This is a genomic window from Novosphingobium sp. (assembly GCF_037133355.1).
GTDB lineage: Bacteria > Pseudomonadota > Alphaproteobacteria > Sphingomonadales > Sphingomonadaceae > Novosphingobium.
Genome location: NZ_JBAXOI010000017.1, coordinates 61,421 through 74,186 on the forward strand (window position 1 = coordinate 61,421; position 12,766 = coordinate 74,186).

The 12,766-nt window shown below is 63.4% G+C and carries 21 protein-coding genes; all 21 read left to right on the forward strand.

Going from position 1 to position 12,766, the window contains the following annotated elements; genetic code table 11:
• The first annotated feature begins 84 nt into the window (after positions 1-84).
• Positions 85-2,178 carry an elongation factor G gene (fusA, locus tag WCL10_RS15875; RefSeq protein WP_336896643.1) on the forward strand — a complete coding sequence of 698 codons (2,094 nt, stop codon included), beginning with the start codon at positions 85-87 and terminating at the stop codon, positions 2,176-2,178.
• Positions 2,179-2,279: 101 nt separating this feature from the next.
• On the forward strand, positions 2,280-3,470 hold the full coding sequence (gene tuf, locus WCL10_RS15880) for an elongation factor Tu (protein ID WP_336896644.1): 1,191 nt from the start codon (positions 2,280-2,282) through the stop codon (positions 3,468-3,470).
• Between the two features lie 163 nt (positions 3,471-3,633).
• Entirely contained in the window at positions 3,634-3,945 is a 312-nt protein-coding gene (rpsJ, locus tag WCL10_RS15885; RefSeq protein ID WP_028639306.1) for a 30S ribosomal protein S10, read from the forward strand.
• Between the two features lie 270 nt (positions 3,946-4,215).
• On the forward strand, positions 4,216-4,977 hold the full coding sequence (rplC, locus tag WCL10_RS15890) for a 50S ribosomal protein L3 (RefSeq protein ID WP_336896645.1): 762 nt from the start codon (positions 4,216-4,218) through the stop codon (positions 4,975-4,977).
• Between the two features lie 3 nt (positions 4,978-4,980).
• Complete coding sequence (gene rplD, locus WCL10_RS15895; RefSeq protein ID WP_336896646.1) at positions 4,981-5,601, forward strand: 50S ribosomal protein L4; 621 nt, start codon at positions 4,981-4,983, stop codon at positions 5,599-5,601.
• Positions 5,594-5,899 carry a 50S ribosomal protein L23 gene (locus WCL10_RS15900; RefSeq protein WP_336896647.1) on the forward strand — a complete coding sequence of 102 codons (306 nt, stop codon included), beginning with the start codon at positions 5,594-5,596 and terminating at the stop codon, positions 5,897-5,899. Before rplD ends, WCL10_RS15900 begins: the two co-directional genes overlap by 8 nt.
• Positions 5,900-5,909: 10 nt before the next feature.
• A complete protein-coding gene (gene rplB, locus WCL10_RS15905) occupies positions 5,910-6,746 on the forward strand; it encodes a 50S ribosomal protein L2 (RefSeq protein ID WP_336896648.1) in 837 nt (278 codons plus the stop codon).
• A 6-nt stretch (positions 6,747-6,752) separates the two neighbouring features.
• Positions 6,753-7,031: a 30S ribosomal protein S19 gene (rpsS, locus tag WCL10_RS15910; RefSeq protein ID WP_336896649.1), complete on the forward strand. Its 279-nt coding sequence runs from the start codon at positions 6,753-6,755 to the stop codon at positions 7,029-7,031.
• Positions 7,031-7,420 (forward strand): 50S ribosomal protein L22, encoded by a 390-nt coding sequence (gene rplV / locus WCL10_RS15915; RefSeq protein ID WP_336896650.1) that lies wholly within the window; start codon positions 7,031-7,033, stop codon positions 7,418-7,420. Before rpsS ends, rplV begins: the two co-directional genes overlap by 1 nt.
• A 2-nt stretch (positions 7,421-7,422) precedes the next feature.
• Positions 7,423-8,118, forward strand: coding sequence for a 30S ribosomal protein S3 (rpsC, locus tag WCL10_RS15920; RefSeq protein ID WP_292949101.1), 696 nt, complete (start codon positions 7,423-7,425; stop codon positions 8,116-8,118).
• Positions 8,119-8,133: 15 nt separating this feature from the next.
• Positions 8,134-8,568 (forward strand): 50S ribosomal protein L16, encoded by a 435-nt coding sequence (gene rplP, locus WCL10_RS15925; RefSeq protein ID WP_054121077.1) that lies wholly within the window; start codon positions 8,134-8,136, stop codon positions 8,566-8,568.
• Positions 8,568-8,771: a 50S ribosomal protein L29 gene (rpmC, locus tag WCL10_RS15930; protein ID WP_336896651.1), complete on the forward strand. Its 204-nt coding sequence runs from the start codon at positions 8,568-8,570 to the stop codon at positions 8,769-8,771. The genes rplP and rpmC overlap by 1 nt, the downstream gene beginning before the upstream one ends.
• Positions 8,772-8,781: 10 nt before the next feature.
• A complete protein-coding gene (gene rpsQ / locus WCL10_RS15935; protein ID WP_336896652.1) occupies positions 8,782-9,051 on the forward strand; it encodes a 30S ribosomal protein S17 in 270 nt (89 codons plus the stop codon).
• Positions 9,052-9,114: 63 nt separating this feature from the next.
• Entirely contained in the window at positions 9,115-9,483 is a 369-nt protein-coding gene (rplN, locus tag WCL10_RS15940; protein WP_336896653.1) for a 50S ribosomal protein L14, read from the forward strand.
• Positions 9,483-9,800, forward strand: a complete 318-nt coding sequence (gene rplX / locus WCL10_RS15945; RefSeq protein ID WP_336896654.1) for a 50S ribosomal protein L24 — start codon at positions 9,483-9,485, stop codon at positions 9,798-9,800. The genes rplN and rplX overlap by 1 nt, the downstream gene beginning before the upstream one ends.
• The gene (gene rplE / locus WCL10_RS15950; protein ID WP_336896655.1) at positions 9,793-10,374 is read left to right on the forward strand and encodes a 50S ribosomal protein L5; all 582 of its coding nucleotides are present in this window, start codon (positions 9,793-9,795) and stop codon (positions 10,372-10,374) included. Before rplX ends, rplE begins: the two co-directional genes overlap by 8 nt.
• 60 nt (positions 10,375-10,434) lie before the next feature.
• A complete protein-coding gene (gene rpsN, locus WCL10_RS15955) occupies positions 10,435-10,740 on the forward strand; it encodes a 30S ribosomal protein S14 (protein WP_336896656.1) in 306 nt (101 codons plus the stop codon).
• A gap of 11 nt (positions 10,741-10,751) precedes the next feature.
• Positions 10,752-11,147, forward strand: a complete 396-nt coding sequence (rpsH, locus tag WCL10_RS15960) for a 30S ribosomal protein S8 (protein WP_336896657.1) — start codon at positions 10,752-10,754, stop codon at positions 11,145-11,147.
• The gene (rplF, locus tag WCL10_RS15965) at positions 11,147-11,680 is read left to right on the forward strand and encodes a 50S ribosomal protein L6 (RefSeq protein WP_336896658.1); all 534 of its coding nucleotides are present in this window, start codon (positions 11,147-11,149) and stop codon (positions 11,678-11,680) included. Before rpsH ends, rplF begins: the two co-directional genes overlap by 1 nt.
• A complete protein-coding gene (rplR, locus tag WCL10_RS15970; protein WP_292929441.1) occupies positions 11,680-12,030 on the forward strand; it encodes a 50S ribosomal protein L18 in 351 nt (116 codons plus the stop codon). The genes rplF and rplR overlap by 1 nt, the downstream gene beginning before the upstream one ends.
• A gap of 1 nt (position 12,031) precedes the next feature.
• A complete protein-coding gene (rpsE, locus tag WCL10_RS15975) occupies positions 12,032-12,763 on the forward strand; it encodes a 30S ribosomal protein S5 (RefSeq protein WP_336896659.1) in 732 nt (243 codons plus the stop codon).
• Positions 12,764-12,766: the final 3 nt, after the last annotated feature.

Consider the following 12,766-nt stretch of genomic DNA (forward strand, 5'->3'; position numbering starts at 1 on the left):
CTGCCGTCTTGAAACGGTCACCTAAAGAACACTATGGGGCGGGCCGAAACCTTTCGGCCCCTCCCCGAACTCAAGGAACCTCCCATGGCCCGCAGCCATCCGCTCGAGCGCTATCGCAACATCGGCATCATGGCGCACATCGACGCCGGCAAGACCACGACGACCGAGCGCATCCTTTACTACACCGGCAAGTCCTACAAGATCGGCGAAGTCCACGACGGCGCCGCGACAATGGACTGGATGGTTCAGGAGCAGGAGCGCGGCATCACGATCACTTCGGCTGCCACCACCTGCTTCTGGAAGGCGGACAGCGGCAAGGGCGAAGAGTTCCGCATCAACATCATCGACACCCCCGGCCACGTCGACTTCACGATTGAAGTCGAGCGTTCGCTGCGCGTGCTCGACGGCGCGGTGGCCTGCTTCGACGGCGTTGCGGGTGTGGAGCCACAGTCGGAAACCGTGTGGCGCCAGGCTGACAAGTACGGCGTGCCGCGCATGTGCTTCATCAACAAGCTCGACCGCACCGGTGCGAACTTCAAGTATTGCGTGCAGTCGATCATCGACCGCCTCGGTGCCAAGCCGGCTGTGCTTTACATCCCCATCGGGATAGAAGCAGAGCTGCGCGGCCTCGTCGATCTGGTCCACAATCGTGCGATCATCTGGAAGGACGAAGCGCTCGGCGCCGAATTCTTCTATGAAGAGATCCCCGCCGATCTCGCTGACGAAGCCGCCATCTATCGCAGCGAACTGATCGAACTGGTCATCGACCAGGACGACGACGCGATGGAAGCCTATCTCGAAGGCAACGAGCCCGACGTGGCGACGCTGAAGGCTTGCATCCGCAAGGGCACGCTGACGCACGCATTCGTGCCTGTGGTCTGCGGTTCGGCGTTCAAGAACAAGGGCGTGCAGCCCCTGCTTGATGCCGTGGTCGATTATCTGCCTTCGCCGCTCGACATCGAAGACGTCCAGGGCGTGAAGGTGGACAGCGACGAGAAGGACAGCCGTCCGCCTGAAGACGCGGCGCCGTTCTCGGCTCTCGCATTCAAGGTCATGAACGACCCGTTCGTCGGCAGCCTGACTTTTATCCGCATCTATTCGGGCACGCTCAACAAGGGCACCTACCTGAATTCGGTGAAGGACCGGAAGGAGAAGGTCGGCCGCATTCTCGAAATGCACGCCAACGACCGCAAGGACATCGATGAGGCTTTCGCGGGCGACATCGTCGCGCTGGCGGGCATGAAGGAGACCACCACCGGCGACACGCTGTGCGCCGAGCGGTTCCCGATCGTGCTCGAACGCATGGAATTCCCCGAGCCGGTGATCGAGCTTTCGGTGGAGCCCAAGACCAAGGCCGACCAGGAAAAGATGGGCATCGCGCTCAATCGCCTTTCGGCCGAAGATCCCTCGTTCCGCGTCTCGACCGATCACGAATCGGGCCAGACGATCATCAAGGGCATGGGCGAACTGCACCTCGACATCATCGTCGACCGCATGCGCCGCGAGTTCAAGGTCGAGGCCAACGTCGGCGCGCCGCAGGTGGCCTACCGTGAATACCTCGGCAAACCGGTGGACGTCGATTACACGCACAAGAAGCAGTCGGGTGGCACCGGCCAGTTCGGCCGCGTGAAGGTGAAGGTCACGCCGGGCGAGCGCGGTAGTGGCATCATATTCAAGGACGAGATCAAGGGCGGCAATATTCCCAAGGAATACATCCCTGCGATCGAGAAGGGCTTCCGCGAAACGGCTGCTTCAGGCTCGTTGATCGGCTTCCCGATCATCGACTTCGAAATCACCCTGTATGACGGCGCTTACCATGACGTCGACTCGTCGGCGCTGGCGTTCGAAATCGCCGGTCGTGCAGCCATGCGCGAAGTGGCGCAGCGGGCAGGGATCAAACTGCTCGAGCCGATCATGAAGGTGGAAGTCGTCACACCCGAGGACTTCATCGGCGATGTCATCGGCGACATGAACAGCCGCCGTGGACAGATCCAGGGTACAGACAGCCGGGGTAATGCCCAGGCCGTTGAAGCGCTGGTGCCGCTGGCCAACATGTTCGGCTACGTGAACACGCTGCGCTCGTTCACCCAAGGCCGTGCGAACTATTCCATGTTTTTCTCGCACTACGACGAGGTCCCGGCAAACGTAGCTACCGAGATCAAGGAGAAGCTTGCCTGATCGTTTCGATCCGGCTAGGGGCGGCGCCTGATTTTCTGGCGCGATACCGGATGGTGCCGTCCACCCAGCAATCAACATTCAGCGAAAAGAAGGTTTGAGCAATGGCTAAGGCTAAGTTTGAGCGGACCAAGCCGCACTGCAACATTGGCACCATCGGTCACGTCGACCATGGCAAGACCACCCTGACCGCGGCGATCACCAAGGTCCTCGCCGAAACCGGCGGCGCGACGTTCACGGACTACGCGAACATCGACAAGGCTCCGGAAGAGCGCGAGCGCGGTATCACGATCTCGACCGCACACGTCGAATACGAGACCGCCAACCGCCACTACGCGCACGTCGACTGCCCGGGCCACGCCGACTACGTGAAGAACATGATCACCGGTGCCGCCCAGATGGACGGCGCGATCCTGGTCGTGAACTCGGCTGACGGCCCGATGCCGCAGACCCGCGAGCACATCCTGCTTGCGCGTCAGGTCGGCGTTCCCGCTCTGGTCGTGTACATGAACAAGGTCGACCAGGTTGACGACGAGGAAATCCTCGAGCTCGTCGAACTGGAAATGCGCGAGCTTCTGAGCTCGTACGGCTTCGAAGGCGACGATATTCCGTTCGTCAAGGGTTCGGCTCTCGCCGCGCTCGAAGGCCGCGACGACGCCATCGGCCGCGATTCGATCAACGCTCTTATGGCTGCCGTTGACTCGTGGATCCCGCAGCCCCCGCGTCCGACCGACAAGCCGTTCCTGATGCCGGTGGAAGACGTGTTCTCGATCTCGGGCCGTGGTACCGTCGTGACCGGCCGCGTCGAGACCGGCATCGTCAAGGTGGGCGAGGAAGTCGAGATCGTCGGCCTCAAGAACACCCAGAAGACCGTCGTCACCGGCGTCGAAATGTTCCGCAAGCTGCTCGATCAGGGCGAAGCCGGCGACAACATCGGCGCGCTGGTTCGCGGTGTGAAGCGTGAAGACGTCGAGCGCGGCCAGGTGCTGTGCAAGCCCGGTTCGGTCACGCCGCACACCGAGTTCACGGCCGAGGTCTACGTGCTGTCGAAGGACGAAGGTGGCCGTCACACGCCGTTCTTCGCCAACTACCGTCCGCAGTTCTACTTCCGCACCACTGACGTGACCGGCGAAGTGATCCTCCCCGAGGGCACCGAGATGGTCATGCCTGGCGACAACCTGACCCTGTCGGTCAAGCTGATCGCTCCGATCGCGATGGATCCGGGTCTGCGCTTCGCAATTCGCGAAGGTGGCCGTACCGTCGGTTCGGGGGTTGTCAGCACGATCACGAAGTAATATAGGCCGCGCTCCGACGGGGGATACCAGATTCGTCCTGGTCCCCGTCGGCCGGTTTTTTGGATCAGCGGCCCGCTTTCTCCTCGCTTCACCAGCTGGGGCAGGGTGAGAGGGCGGAGCGGCTGGTCTTTTTGGTTTAGCTCTTTCGCATCGGTAAACGGACATGGACGCCCAGAACATCCGCATTCGCCTCAAGGCATTTGATCATCGCGTACTCGATCAGGCCACCGGCGAAATCGCTGACACCGCACGCCGCACCGGCGCGCTGATCCGGGGCCCCATTCCGCTTCCGACGCGCATTGAGAAGTTCTGCGTCAACCGCGGCCCGCACGTCGACAAGAAGTCGCGCGAGCAGTTCGAGGTTCGCACCTACAAGCGGTTGCTCGATATCGTGCAGCCCAACGCCGCTACCGTGGACGCGCTGATGAAGCTTGACCTCGCCGCTGGCGTCAACGTCGAGATCAAGCTCGCGTAAGCGAGCTTATCCTGCCCCCGCGAAAGCGGGGGTCGCGTAGAAAGTTCTGCTTCTGCTTCGGCAGGGGCACCAGAGTTTAAGAGGCCATACGCCTCTCGGACAATGGGATACCTCCGGCGCCGCCTTTCACGAGGCACTTAGCCGGGCAAGCGTCCCCCGTTCGCTCCTGCTCATGCAGGGGCACTCAGCCCGGACGGGGCGCGTTTCACATACGGGCTGAACACGCCTCGCGGGGATGGTCCTCGCAAGGCCTCTGTAAGGAGTATGGTCATGCGCACCGGCGTGATCGTTAAAAAGCTCGGGATGACCCGAGTGTTCCAGGACGACGGACGGCACGTGCCGGTAACCGTTCTGGCGCTTGAAAATTGCCAGGTGGTTTCGGTCCGCACCGAGGAACGCGACGGCTACGTTGCGGTCCAGCTCGGCGCCGGTCAGGCCAAGCAGAAGAATGTCGCCAAGCCGCAGCGCGAGCACTTCGCCAAGGCTGAAGTCGAACTCAAGATGGAAGTCGCCGAGTTCCGCGTCGCTGAAGACGCGCTGCTCGAAGTCGGCTCGACCATCGCAGCCTCGCACTTCGTGCCCGGCCAGTATGTCGACATCACCGGTCACACGCAGGGCAAGGGCTTTGCCGGCGCGATGAAGCGCTGGGGCTTCGGCGGTATGCGCGCCACCCACGGTGTGTCGATCTCGCACCGTGCGCACGGTTCGACGGGTAACCGCCAGGATCCGGGCCGCGTGTTCAAGAACAAGAAGATGGCCGGCCACATGGGCGACCGTCAGCGCACCCAGCAGAACCTCGAAGTTGTCCGCACGGATGACGAGCGCGGCCTGATATTCGTCAAGGGCTCCGTCCCTGGTTCGAAGAACGGCTGGTTGCTCGTGCGCGATGCGGTCAAGATCGACCGTCACGCCGAGGCTCCCTATCCCGCTGGCCTGAAACAGGCCGCCAACATGAATGACACGGCTGCGGCCGACACCCCGGCGGAAGACGTCGCGGCTGTCGAGACCACGACCGATGGTCAGGAGGGCTAAGTCGTGAAGGTTCAGGTCCTCAATCTCGATGGCACCGCAGCTGGCGAAGCCGAGCTGTCGGATGCCGTGTTCGGGCTCGCCCCGCGTGCTGACATCCTCCACCGCATCGTCACCTGGCAGCTCGAAAAGCGTCGTGGTACCGCCCGCGGAGCGCGTGAGCGTTCGGATGTGGCGCGCACCGGCAAGAAGCTTGGCAACCAGAAGGGTGGCGGCGGAGCCCGTCACGGCGATCGTGCAGCTCCGATCTTCATCGGCGGCGGCAAGGCTCACGGTCCGCGTGTCCGTGATTTCAACCCCTCGCTCAACAAGAAGATCCGCGCGCTGGGTCTGAAGATGGCGCTCTCGTCGAAGGCCCAGGCCGGGCTCGTCGTTGTCGACACGCTCGACACCGACGGCAAGACCGCAACCCTCGCGGCGACGCTGGCCAAGGCCGGCTTCGGCAAGAAGGTCCTCGTGATCGACGGCGAAGCGGTGAACGACAACTTCGCTCGTGCCGCGCGCAACATCATCGGGGTCAACGTGCTCCCGGCGATCGGCGCGAACGTCTACGACATCCTGAAGCATGATACGCTGGTGCTGACGCGCTCCGCGATCGAAAAGCTGGAGGCGCGTTTCAATGGCTAAGGAAGGCATCGACACGCGGCACTACGACGTGATCGTGGCTCCCCACATCACCGAAAAGGCGACGCTGCTCAGCGAGCACAACGCCGTTGTGTTCAAGGTTGCCGACAAGGCCACCAAGCCGCAGATCAAGGCGGCTGTGGAAGCCCTGTTCGGCGTCAAGGTGACCAAGGTGAACACCTTGAACCAGGACGGCAAGACCAAGCGCTGGAAGGGCAAGCCCTACAAGCGTTCCGACTTCAAGAAGGCTGTCGTCACGCTGGCTGCTGGCCAGTCGATCGACGTCACTAGCGGGATCTGAGGGCAGAACGATGGCACTCAAGAATTACAACCCGACCAGCCCCGCACGGCGCGGCCTGATCCTCGTCGACAAGTCGTCGCTGTGGAAGGGCAAGCCGCTCAAGGCGCTGACCGAGGGCAAGAGCAAGACCGGTGGCCGCAACAACAAGGGCCATGTGACCAGCCGCGGTATCGCGGGCGGCCACAAGCAGAGCTACCGGTTCATCGACTTCAAGCGCCGCAAGTGGGACATGCCCGCGACCGTCGAGCGCCTGGAATATGATCCCAACCGCACCGCGTTCATCGCACTCGTCAAGTACGAGGACGGTGAGCAGACCTACATCCTCGCGCCGCAGCGTCTTGCGGTCGGTGATCTGGTTGTCGCTGGTGAGAAGACCGACGTGAAGCCGGGCAACGCGATGCTGCTCAGCCAGATGCCGGTCGGCACGATCATCCACAACGTGGAGATGAAGCCGGGCAAGGGTGGCCAGATTGCCCGCTCGGCCGGGACGTACGTCCAGCTCGTTGGCCGTGACCGCGGCATGGTCATCGTCCGCCTCAACTCGGGCGAGCAGCGCTACCTGCGTGGCGATTGCATGGGCACGGTTGGCGCGGTCTCGAACCCCGACAACTCGAACCAGAACCTTGCCAAGGCCGGTCGCGGTCGCTGGCTCGGCCGTCGTCCGCTTACACGCGGTGTTGCAAAGAACCCGGTCGATCACCCGCACGGTGGTGGTGAAGGCCGCACCTCGGGTGGCCGTCATCCGGTCACGCCGTGGGGCAAGCCGACCAAGGGCGCCCGCACCCGTCACAACAAGCAGACGGACAAGATGATCATCCGTTCGCGTCACGCGAAGAAGAAGAGGTAACACCCCATGGCACGTTCCGTCTGGAAGGGACCCTTCGTCGACCTGCACCTCCTGAAGAAGGCCGAAGTGGCCCAGGACGTCGGTTCGCGTGCAGGTCCGATCAAGACCTGGTCGCGGCGTTCGACCATTCTGCCGCAGTTCGTTGGCCTGACGTTCAGCGTCTACAACGGGCACAAGTTCATCCCCGTCTCCGTCAACGAGGAGATGGTCGGCCACAAACTCGGCGAGTTTGCGCCCACGCGCACTTTCCCGGGCCACGCCGCTGACAAGAAGGGCAAGCGCTGATGGGCAAGCCTAAATCCCCTCGCCGCGTTGCTGACAACGAGGCACTCTCGGTGGGTACGCAGATCCGCGGCTCGGCCCAGAAGTTGAACCTCGTTGCCAGCCTCATTCGCGGCAAGCGCGCCGAAGACGCCATGAACATCCTCTCCTTCTCGAAGAAGGCGATGGCGGTTGATGCGCGCAAGGTGCTCGCCTCGGCGATCGCCAATGCCGAGAACAACCACAACCTCGATGTCGACGCGCTCGTCGTCGCCGAGGCTTCGGTCGGCAAGTCGATCACGATGAAGCGCTTCCACACCCGTGGTCGCGGCAAGTCCACCCGCATTCTCAAGCCCATCTCGCGTCTGCGGATCGTGGTGCGTGAGGCTGCGGCCACTGGTGAGGAGGCCTGATCATGGGTCACAAGTCGAACCCCATCGGTCTGCGCCTGCAGATCAACCGCACCTGGGACAGCCGCTGGTATGCGGAAGGCCGCAACTACCAGACGCTGCTTCGTGAAGACCTTGCCATGCGCAAGTTCATCATGGAGCACCTGCCGCAGGCCGCCATCTCGAAGGTGGTGATCGAGCGTCCCGCCAAGCTGTGCCGCGTCTCGATCTATGCCGCCCGCCCGGGTGTCATCATCGGCAAGAAGGGTGCGGACATTGAAAAGCTGCGCAGCCAGCTTGCCAAGATGACCGCGAGCGACGTGAAGCTCAACATCGTCGAGATCCGCAAGCCGGAAATCGATTCCAAGCTCGTTGCGCAGGGCATTGCCGACCAGCTGGTTCGCCGCGTGGCTTTCCGCCGGGCGATGAAGCGCGCGGTACAGTCGGCGCTCCGTCTCGGTGCCGAAGGCATCAAGATCACTTGCGGCGGCCGTCTCGGCGGTGCGGAAATCGCCCGTGTCGAGTGGTACCGCGAGGGCCGCGTGCCGCTCCACACGCTGCGCGCGAACATCGATTATGCCGAAGCCGTCGCGCACACCGCCTATGGCGTGATCGGCATCAAGACCTGGATCTTCAAGGGTGAAATCCTTGGTCACGATCCCATGGCGCAGGACCGGCTGATGATGGAGGCTCAAACCTCCGGCGTCCGTCCGGCTCGCTAAGGTAGAGTAAGCACCATGTTGCAACCGAAAAAGACCAAGTTCCGCAAGGCCTTCAAGGGTCGGATCAAGGGCGACGCCAAGGGCGGCACGGACCTGAACTTCGGTTCGTACGGCCTCAAGGCTCTCGAGCCGGAGCGCGTTACCGCTCGCCAGATCGAGGCCGCCCGCCGTGCGATCACGCGCCACATCAAGCGCCAGGGGCGTCTGTGGATCCGCGTGTTCCCCGATGTGCCGGTGTCGAAGAAGCCTGCCGAAGTCCGTCAGGGCAAGGGCAAGGGTTCGATCGAATACTGGGCAGCCCGCGTGAAGCCGGGTCGCATCCTGTTCGAGCTCGACGGCGTTGCCGGTCCGCTCGCGGCCGAAGCGTTCAGCCGCGCGGCGATGAAGCTGCCGATCAAGACCAAGGTCGTTGCCCGCCTCGGCGACACCTCGCATCTCGGAGGCGAATGATGGCCAAGTTCGAAGACATCCGCGTCAAGTCTGACGATCAGCTTCTGGCGGATCTCGCCGAGCTGAAGCGTGAGCAGTTCAACCTGCGCTTCCAGGCGGCCACCAACCAGCTCGAGCGTCCGGCGCGGATCCGCGAAGTGCGCCGCGATATCGCCCGTATCAAGACGCTGCAGACCGAGCGCAGCTCGGCCGCCAAGGCGTAAGGAACCAACTATGCCCAAGCGTATCCTGATCGGGACGATCGTCTCCGACAAGACCGACAAGACCGTCGTGGTGAAGGTCGAGCGCAAGGTGAAGCACCCGCTCTACGGGAAGATCATCCGCCGTTCGAAGAAGTACCACGCCCACGACGAGAGCAACTCGTTCAAGGCCGGCGAGACTGTGCGCATCGAAGAGACCGCGCCGATTTCCAAGCTGAAGACGTGGAAGGTTATCGACCGCGTGCAGGCCGGCAAGGCCGCTGCGATCGAAGCCGACGTCTAAGACGCCATCAATTTTGGAACTGCCGGACTGGTTCCGGCAAGCCAGTGAGAAGGAACCGGATCAATGATCCAGATGCAGTCCAATCTCGAAGTCGCTGACAACAGCGGCGCGAAGCGCGTCCAGTGCATCAAGGTGCTGGGCGGGTCGAAGCGCCGTTTTGCCGGCGTCGGCGACGTGATCGTCGTGTCGATCAAGGAAGCGCAGCCCCGTGCTCGCGTCAAGAAGGGCGACGTGCACCGTGCGGTGATCGTTCGCACCCGCAAGGACGTGCGCCGCGCCGATGGCAGCGTGATCCGCTTCGACACCAATGCCGCTGTGCTCGTCGGCAAGAACGAAGAGCCGATCGGCACGCGTATCTTTGGCCCCGTGGTTCGCGAATTGCGTGCACGCGGCTTCATGAAGATCATCAGCCTTGCGCCGGAGGTGCTGTGATGGGTGCCGCTAAGATCAAGAAGGGCGACTCAGTCGTCGTCCGCTCGGGCAAGGACAAGGGCCGCACCGGCACGGTGCTGCAGGTCATGCCCAAGGACGACAAGGTTGTGGTCGCCGGCGTGAATATCGCTGCGCGCCACCGCAAGCCCACCCAGGAGAACCCGCAGGGCGGTATCGACCGCCGTGAGGCTCCGCTGCACATCTCGAAGGTGGGCATTGCCGGCGCTGACGGCAAGCCGACCCGCGTGCGCTTCGAAACGAAGGACGGCAAGAAGGTCCGTGTGGCCGTCAAGTCCGGGGAGACGATCGATGGCTGATAAATACGTGCCCCGCATGAAGGCGAAGTACGAGGCCGAGGTCGCTGCCGCGATGCAGGCCAAGTTCGGCTACGCCAACCACATGGAGATCCCCCGGATCGACAAGATCACGCTCAACATGGGCGTGGGCGAGGCGAGCCAGGACAAGAAGAAGGTCACCACTGCGGCTGCCGAGATGGAACTCATCGCGGGCCAGAAGCCGGTGATCACCAAGGCGAAGAAGTCGATCGCGCAGTTCAAGCTGCGTGAGGGCATGCCGATCGGTTGCAAGGTTACCCTGCGCCGCGAGCGGATGTACGAATTCCTCGACCGTCTCATCACTATCGCGATGCCCCGCATCCGCGACTTCCGGGGCCTCAACCCCAAGTCGTTCGACGGGCGCGGCAACTACGCGATGGGTCTGAAAGAGCAGATCATCTTCCCGGAGATCAGCTACGACCAGATCGAGAAGGTGCGCGGGCTCGACATCATCGTCACCACCACCGCCAAGACCGACGACGAAGCGCGCGAGCTGCTCCGCCTCTTCGGTTTCCCGTTCCCGCGCGAAGCTGCTGAAGAGCAGCAGGCCGCCTGAGGATGTCCCGGCTCGAGCCCGAACGGCTCGCCAAGGTTTTGAAGAAGAGAGCTTAAGTCCATGGCGAAACTGAGTTCCATCAACAAGAATGAGCGCCGCAAGAAGCTCGTTCAAAAGTATGCGGCCAAGTATGCCGCGCTCAAGGCCGTTGCGGCCGATGAGAAGCTCGACGAAACCGAGCGCCTTATCGCCCGCCTCAAGATGGCCGAGCTGCCGCGCAATGCGAACCCGACCCGGGTGCGCAACCGCTGCAACACCACCGGTCGTCCGCGCGGCTACTACCGCAAGTTCGGCCTCTGCCGCATCGAGCTGCGCGATCTCGCCAACAAGGGGATGATCCCCGGCGTGACCAAGTCGAGCTGGTAAGGATCCGATAGATGGCATTGACCGATCCCCTGGGTGATATGCTCACCCGCATCCGCAACGGCCAGCAGGCGAAGAAGGACTCTGTCGTTTCGCCCGCGTCCAAGCTGCGGCTCCACGTGCTCGAGGTTCTCCAGCGCGAGGGCTACATTCGCGGTTTCAGCGAGGACGCCACCGGCGCCCATCCGCAGCTGCGCATCGAGCTGAAGTATTTCGAGGGCCAGCCGGCGATCAAGCACGTGGCCCGCGTCTCGAAGCCGGGCCGCCGCGTCTACTCGGGTTCCAAGGAACTCCCGGTGGTGCGCAACGGCCTTGGCATCACCATCGTCTCGACGCCGAAGGGCGTGCTCTCGGATGCCGAGGCACGCGCCGCGAACGTCGGTGGCGAAGTGCTGGCGGAGGTGTTCTGATGAGCCGCATCGGCAAAAAGCCGGTGACGATCCCGAGCGGCGTCACCGCGGATATCGCGAACGGCGTGATCACCGTGAAGGGCCCCAAGGGCACCCTCACGCTGAGCATGCGCGAAGAGATCAGCTACACGGTCGATGGCGACGCCATCATCGTGAAGCCGGCAAACGACACCAAGGCCGCACGGGCGTTCTGGGGCATGCAGCGCACGCTCGTGGACAACCTCGTGACCGGCGTGACCGAGGGCTACACCAAGACCCTCAACATCACCGGCGTCGGTTACCGCGCGGCGGCTCAGGGCACTAACCTGAAGCTGCAGCTTGGCTACAGCCACGATGTCGATTTCGCGATCCCCGAGGGTATCGAGATCAAGACCCCCGACAACACCACGGTGCTGATTTCGGGTATCGACAAGCAGAAGGTCGGCCAGGTGGCCGCCGAGATCCGTCGCTGGCGCAAGCCCGAGCCCTACAAGGGCAAGGGTATCAAGTACGCCGGCGAGTTCATCTTCCGCAAGGAAGGGAAGAAGAAGTAATGGCCAAGCTCTCGCTCTTCGATCGCCGCCGCCAGCGCGTCCGCACTGCGCTCAAGGCTCGTTCCGGTGGCCGTCCGCGGCTGTCGGTGCACCGTTCCGGCCGTCACATCTACGCGCAGATCATCGACGATGCCGCGGGCAAGACGCTCGCTGCCGCTTCGACCCTGGTCAAGGGCCAGAAGGCCATCGGCGCCACGGTTGATGCCGCTGCGCAGGTGGGCAAGGACATTGCCGAGCGCGCCAAGGCTGCCGGCATCACCACTGTCGTGTTTGATCGCGGCGGCTTCCTGTTCCACGGCCGCGTCAAGGCGCTGGCCGACGCTGCCCGCGAAAACGGGCTGGAGTTCTAAGATGGCTGATGAAACCAACCTGGATGGCGCCCCCGTCGCCGATGTCGCCACCGACGCGCCCCGCGAAGGGCGTGGTCCTCGCGGCGATCGTGGCGGCGGTCGTGGCCGTGGCGGCAATGACCGTGGCGGCGGCGAGCGTGGTGGCCGTGGTCGCCGTGACGATCGTGGTGGCCGTGGCGGCCGCGATGAGGAAGGCGGCGAGGAGCTGATCGAAAAGCTCGTTCACATCAACCGCGTCTCCAAGACCGTGAAGGGCGGCAAGCGCTTCGGTTTCGCCGCGCTCGTCGTGGTGGGCGATGGCAAGGGCCGTGTCGGCTTCGGCCATGGCAAGGCTCGCGAAGTGCCGGAAGCGATCACCAAGGCGACCGCTTCTGCCAAGAAGACCATGGTCCGCATCCCGCTCAAGGAAGGCCGCACTCTGCACCACGACGGCAAGGGCCGTTTCGGAGCCGGCAAGGTCAACCTCCGCTCGGCTCCTGCCGGTACCGGCATCATCGCCGGTGGCCCGATGCGCGCTGTGTTCGAGAGCCTCGGTGTTGCCGACGTGGTGACCAAGTCGGTCGGCACCTCGAACCCCTACAACATGATCCGCGCGACGTTCGACGCGCTCACCGATCAGACTTCGCCGAAGTCGGTTGCGCAGCGTCGCGGCAAGAAGATTGCCGACCTGCTCGGCCGTGGCGGCGCGGCACCGGTTGAGGCTGAGGCCGAAGCCGCGGCTATCGTGGAGTAATCG

What these genes read in the sequence shown, in the direction of transcription:
- fusA (WP_336896643.1), top strand. Translation starts at nt 85, where the DNA reads ATGGCCCGCAGCCATCCGCTCGAGCGCTATCGCAACATCGGCATCATG.
- tuf (WP_336896644.1), top strand. Translation starts at nt 2,280, where the DNA reads ATGGCTAAGGCTAAGTTTGAGCGGACCAAGCCGCACTGCAACATTGGC.
- rpsJ (WP_028639306.1), top strand. Translation starts at nt 3,634, where the DNA reads ATGGACGCCCAGAACATCCGCATTCGCCTCAAGGCATTTGATCATCGC.
- rplC (WP_336896645.1), top strand. Translation starts at nt 4,216, where the DNA reads ATGCGCACCGGCGTGATCGTTAAAAAGCTCGGGATGACCCGAGTGTTC.
- WCL10_RS15900 (WP_336896647.1), top strand. Translation starts at nt 5,594, where the DNA reads ATGGCTAAGGAAGGCATCGACACGCGGCACTACGACGTGATCGTGGCT.
- rplB (WP_336896648.1), top strand. Translation starts at nt 5,910, where the DNA reads ATGGCACTCAAGAATTACAACCCGACCAGCCCCGCACGGCGCGGCCTG.
- rpsS (WP_336896649.1), top strand. Translation starts at nt 6,753, where the DNA reads ATGGCACGTTCCGTCTGGAAGGGACCCTTCGTCGACCTGCACCTCCTG.
- rplV (WP_336896650.1), top strand. Translation starts at nt 7,031, where the DNA reads ATGGGCAAGCCTAAATCCCCTCGCCGCGTTGCTGACAACGAGGCACTC.
- rpsC (WP_292949101.1), top strand. Translation starts at nt 7,423, where the DNA reads ATGGGTCACAAGTCGAACCCCATCGGTCTGCGCCTGCAGATCAACCGC.
- rplP (WP_054121077.1), top strand. Translation starts at nt 8,134, where the DNA reads ATGTTGCAACCGAAAAAGACCAAGTTCCGCAAGGCCTTCAAGGGTCGG.
- rpmC (WP_336896651.1), top strand. Translation starts at nt 8,568, where the DNA reads ATGGCCAAGTTCGAAGACATCCGCGTCAAGTCTGACGATCAGCTTCTG.
- rpsQ (WP_336896652.1), top strand. Translation starts at nt 8,782, where the DNA reads ATGCCCAAGCGTATCCTGATCGGGACGATCGTCTCCGACAAGACCGAC.
- rplN (WP_336896653.1), top strand. Translation starts at nt 9,115, where the DNA reads ATGATCCAGATGCAGTCCAATCTCGAAGTCGCTGACAACAGCGGCGCG.
- rplX (WP_336896654.1), top strand. Translation starts at nt 9,483, where the DNA reads ATGGGTGCCGCTAAGATCAAGAAGGGCGACTCAGTCGTCGTCCGCTCG.
- rplE (WP_336896655.1), top strand. Translation starts at nt 9,793, where the DNA reads ATGGCTGATAAATACGTGCCCCGCATGAAGGCGAAGTACGAGGCCGAG.
- rpsN (WP_336896656.1), top strand. Translation starts at nt 10,435, where the DNA reads ATGGCGAAACTGAGTTCCATCAACAAGAATGAGCGCCGCAAGAAGCTC.
- rpsH (WP_336896657.1), top strand. Translation starts at nt 10,752, where the DNA reads ATGGCATTGACCGATCCCCTGGGTGATATGCTCACCCGCATCCGCAAC.
- rplF (WP_336896658.1), top strand. Translation starts at nt 11,147, where the DNA reads ATGAGCCGCATCGGCAAAAAGCCGGTGACGATCCCGAGCGGCGTCACC.
- rplR (WP_292929441.1), top strand. Translation starts at nt 11,680, where the DNA reads ATGGCCAAGCTCTCGCTCTTCGATCGCCGCCGCCAGCGCGTCCGCACT.
- rpsE (WP_336896659.1), top strand. Translation starts at nt 12,032, where the DNA reads ATGGCTGATGAAACCAACCTGGATGGCGCCCCCGTCGCCGATGTCGCC.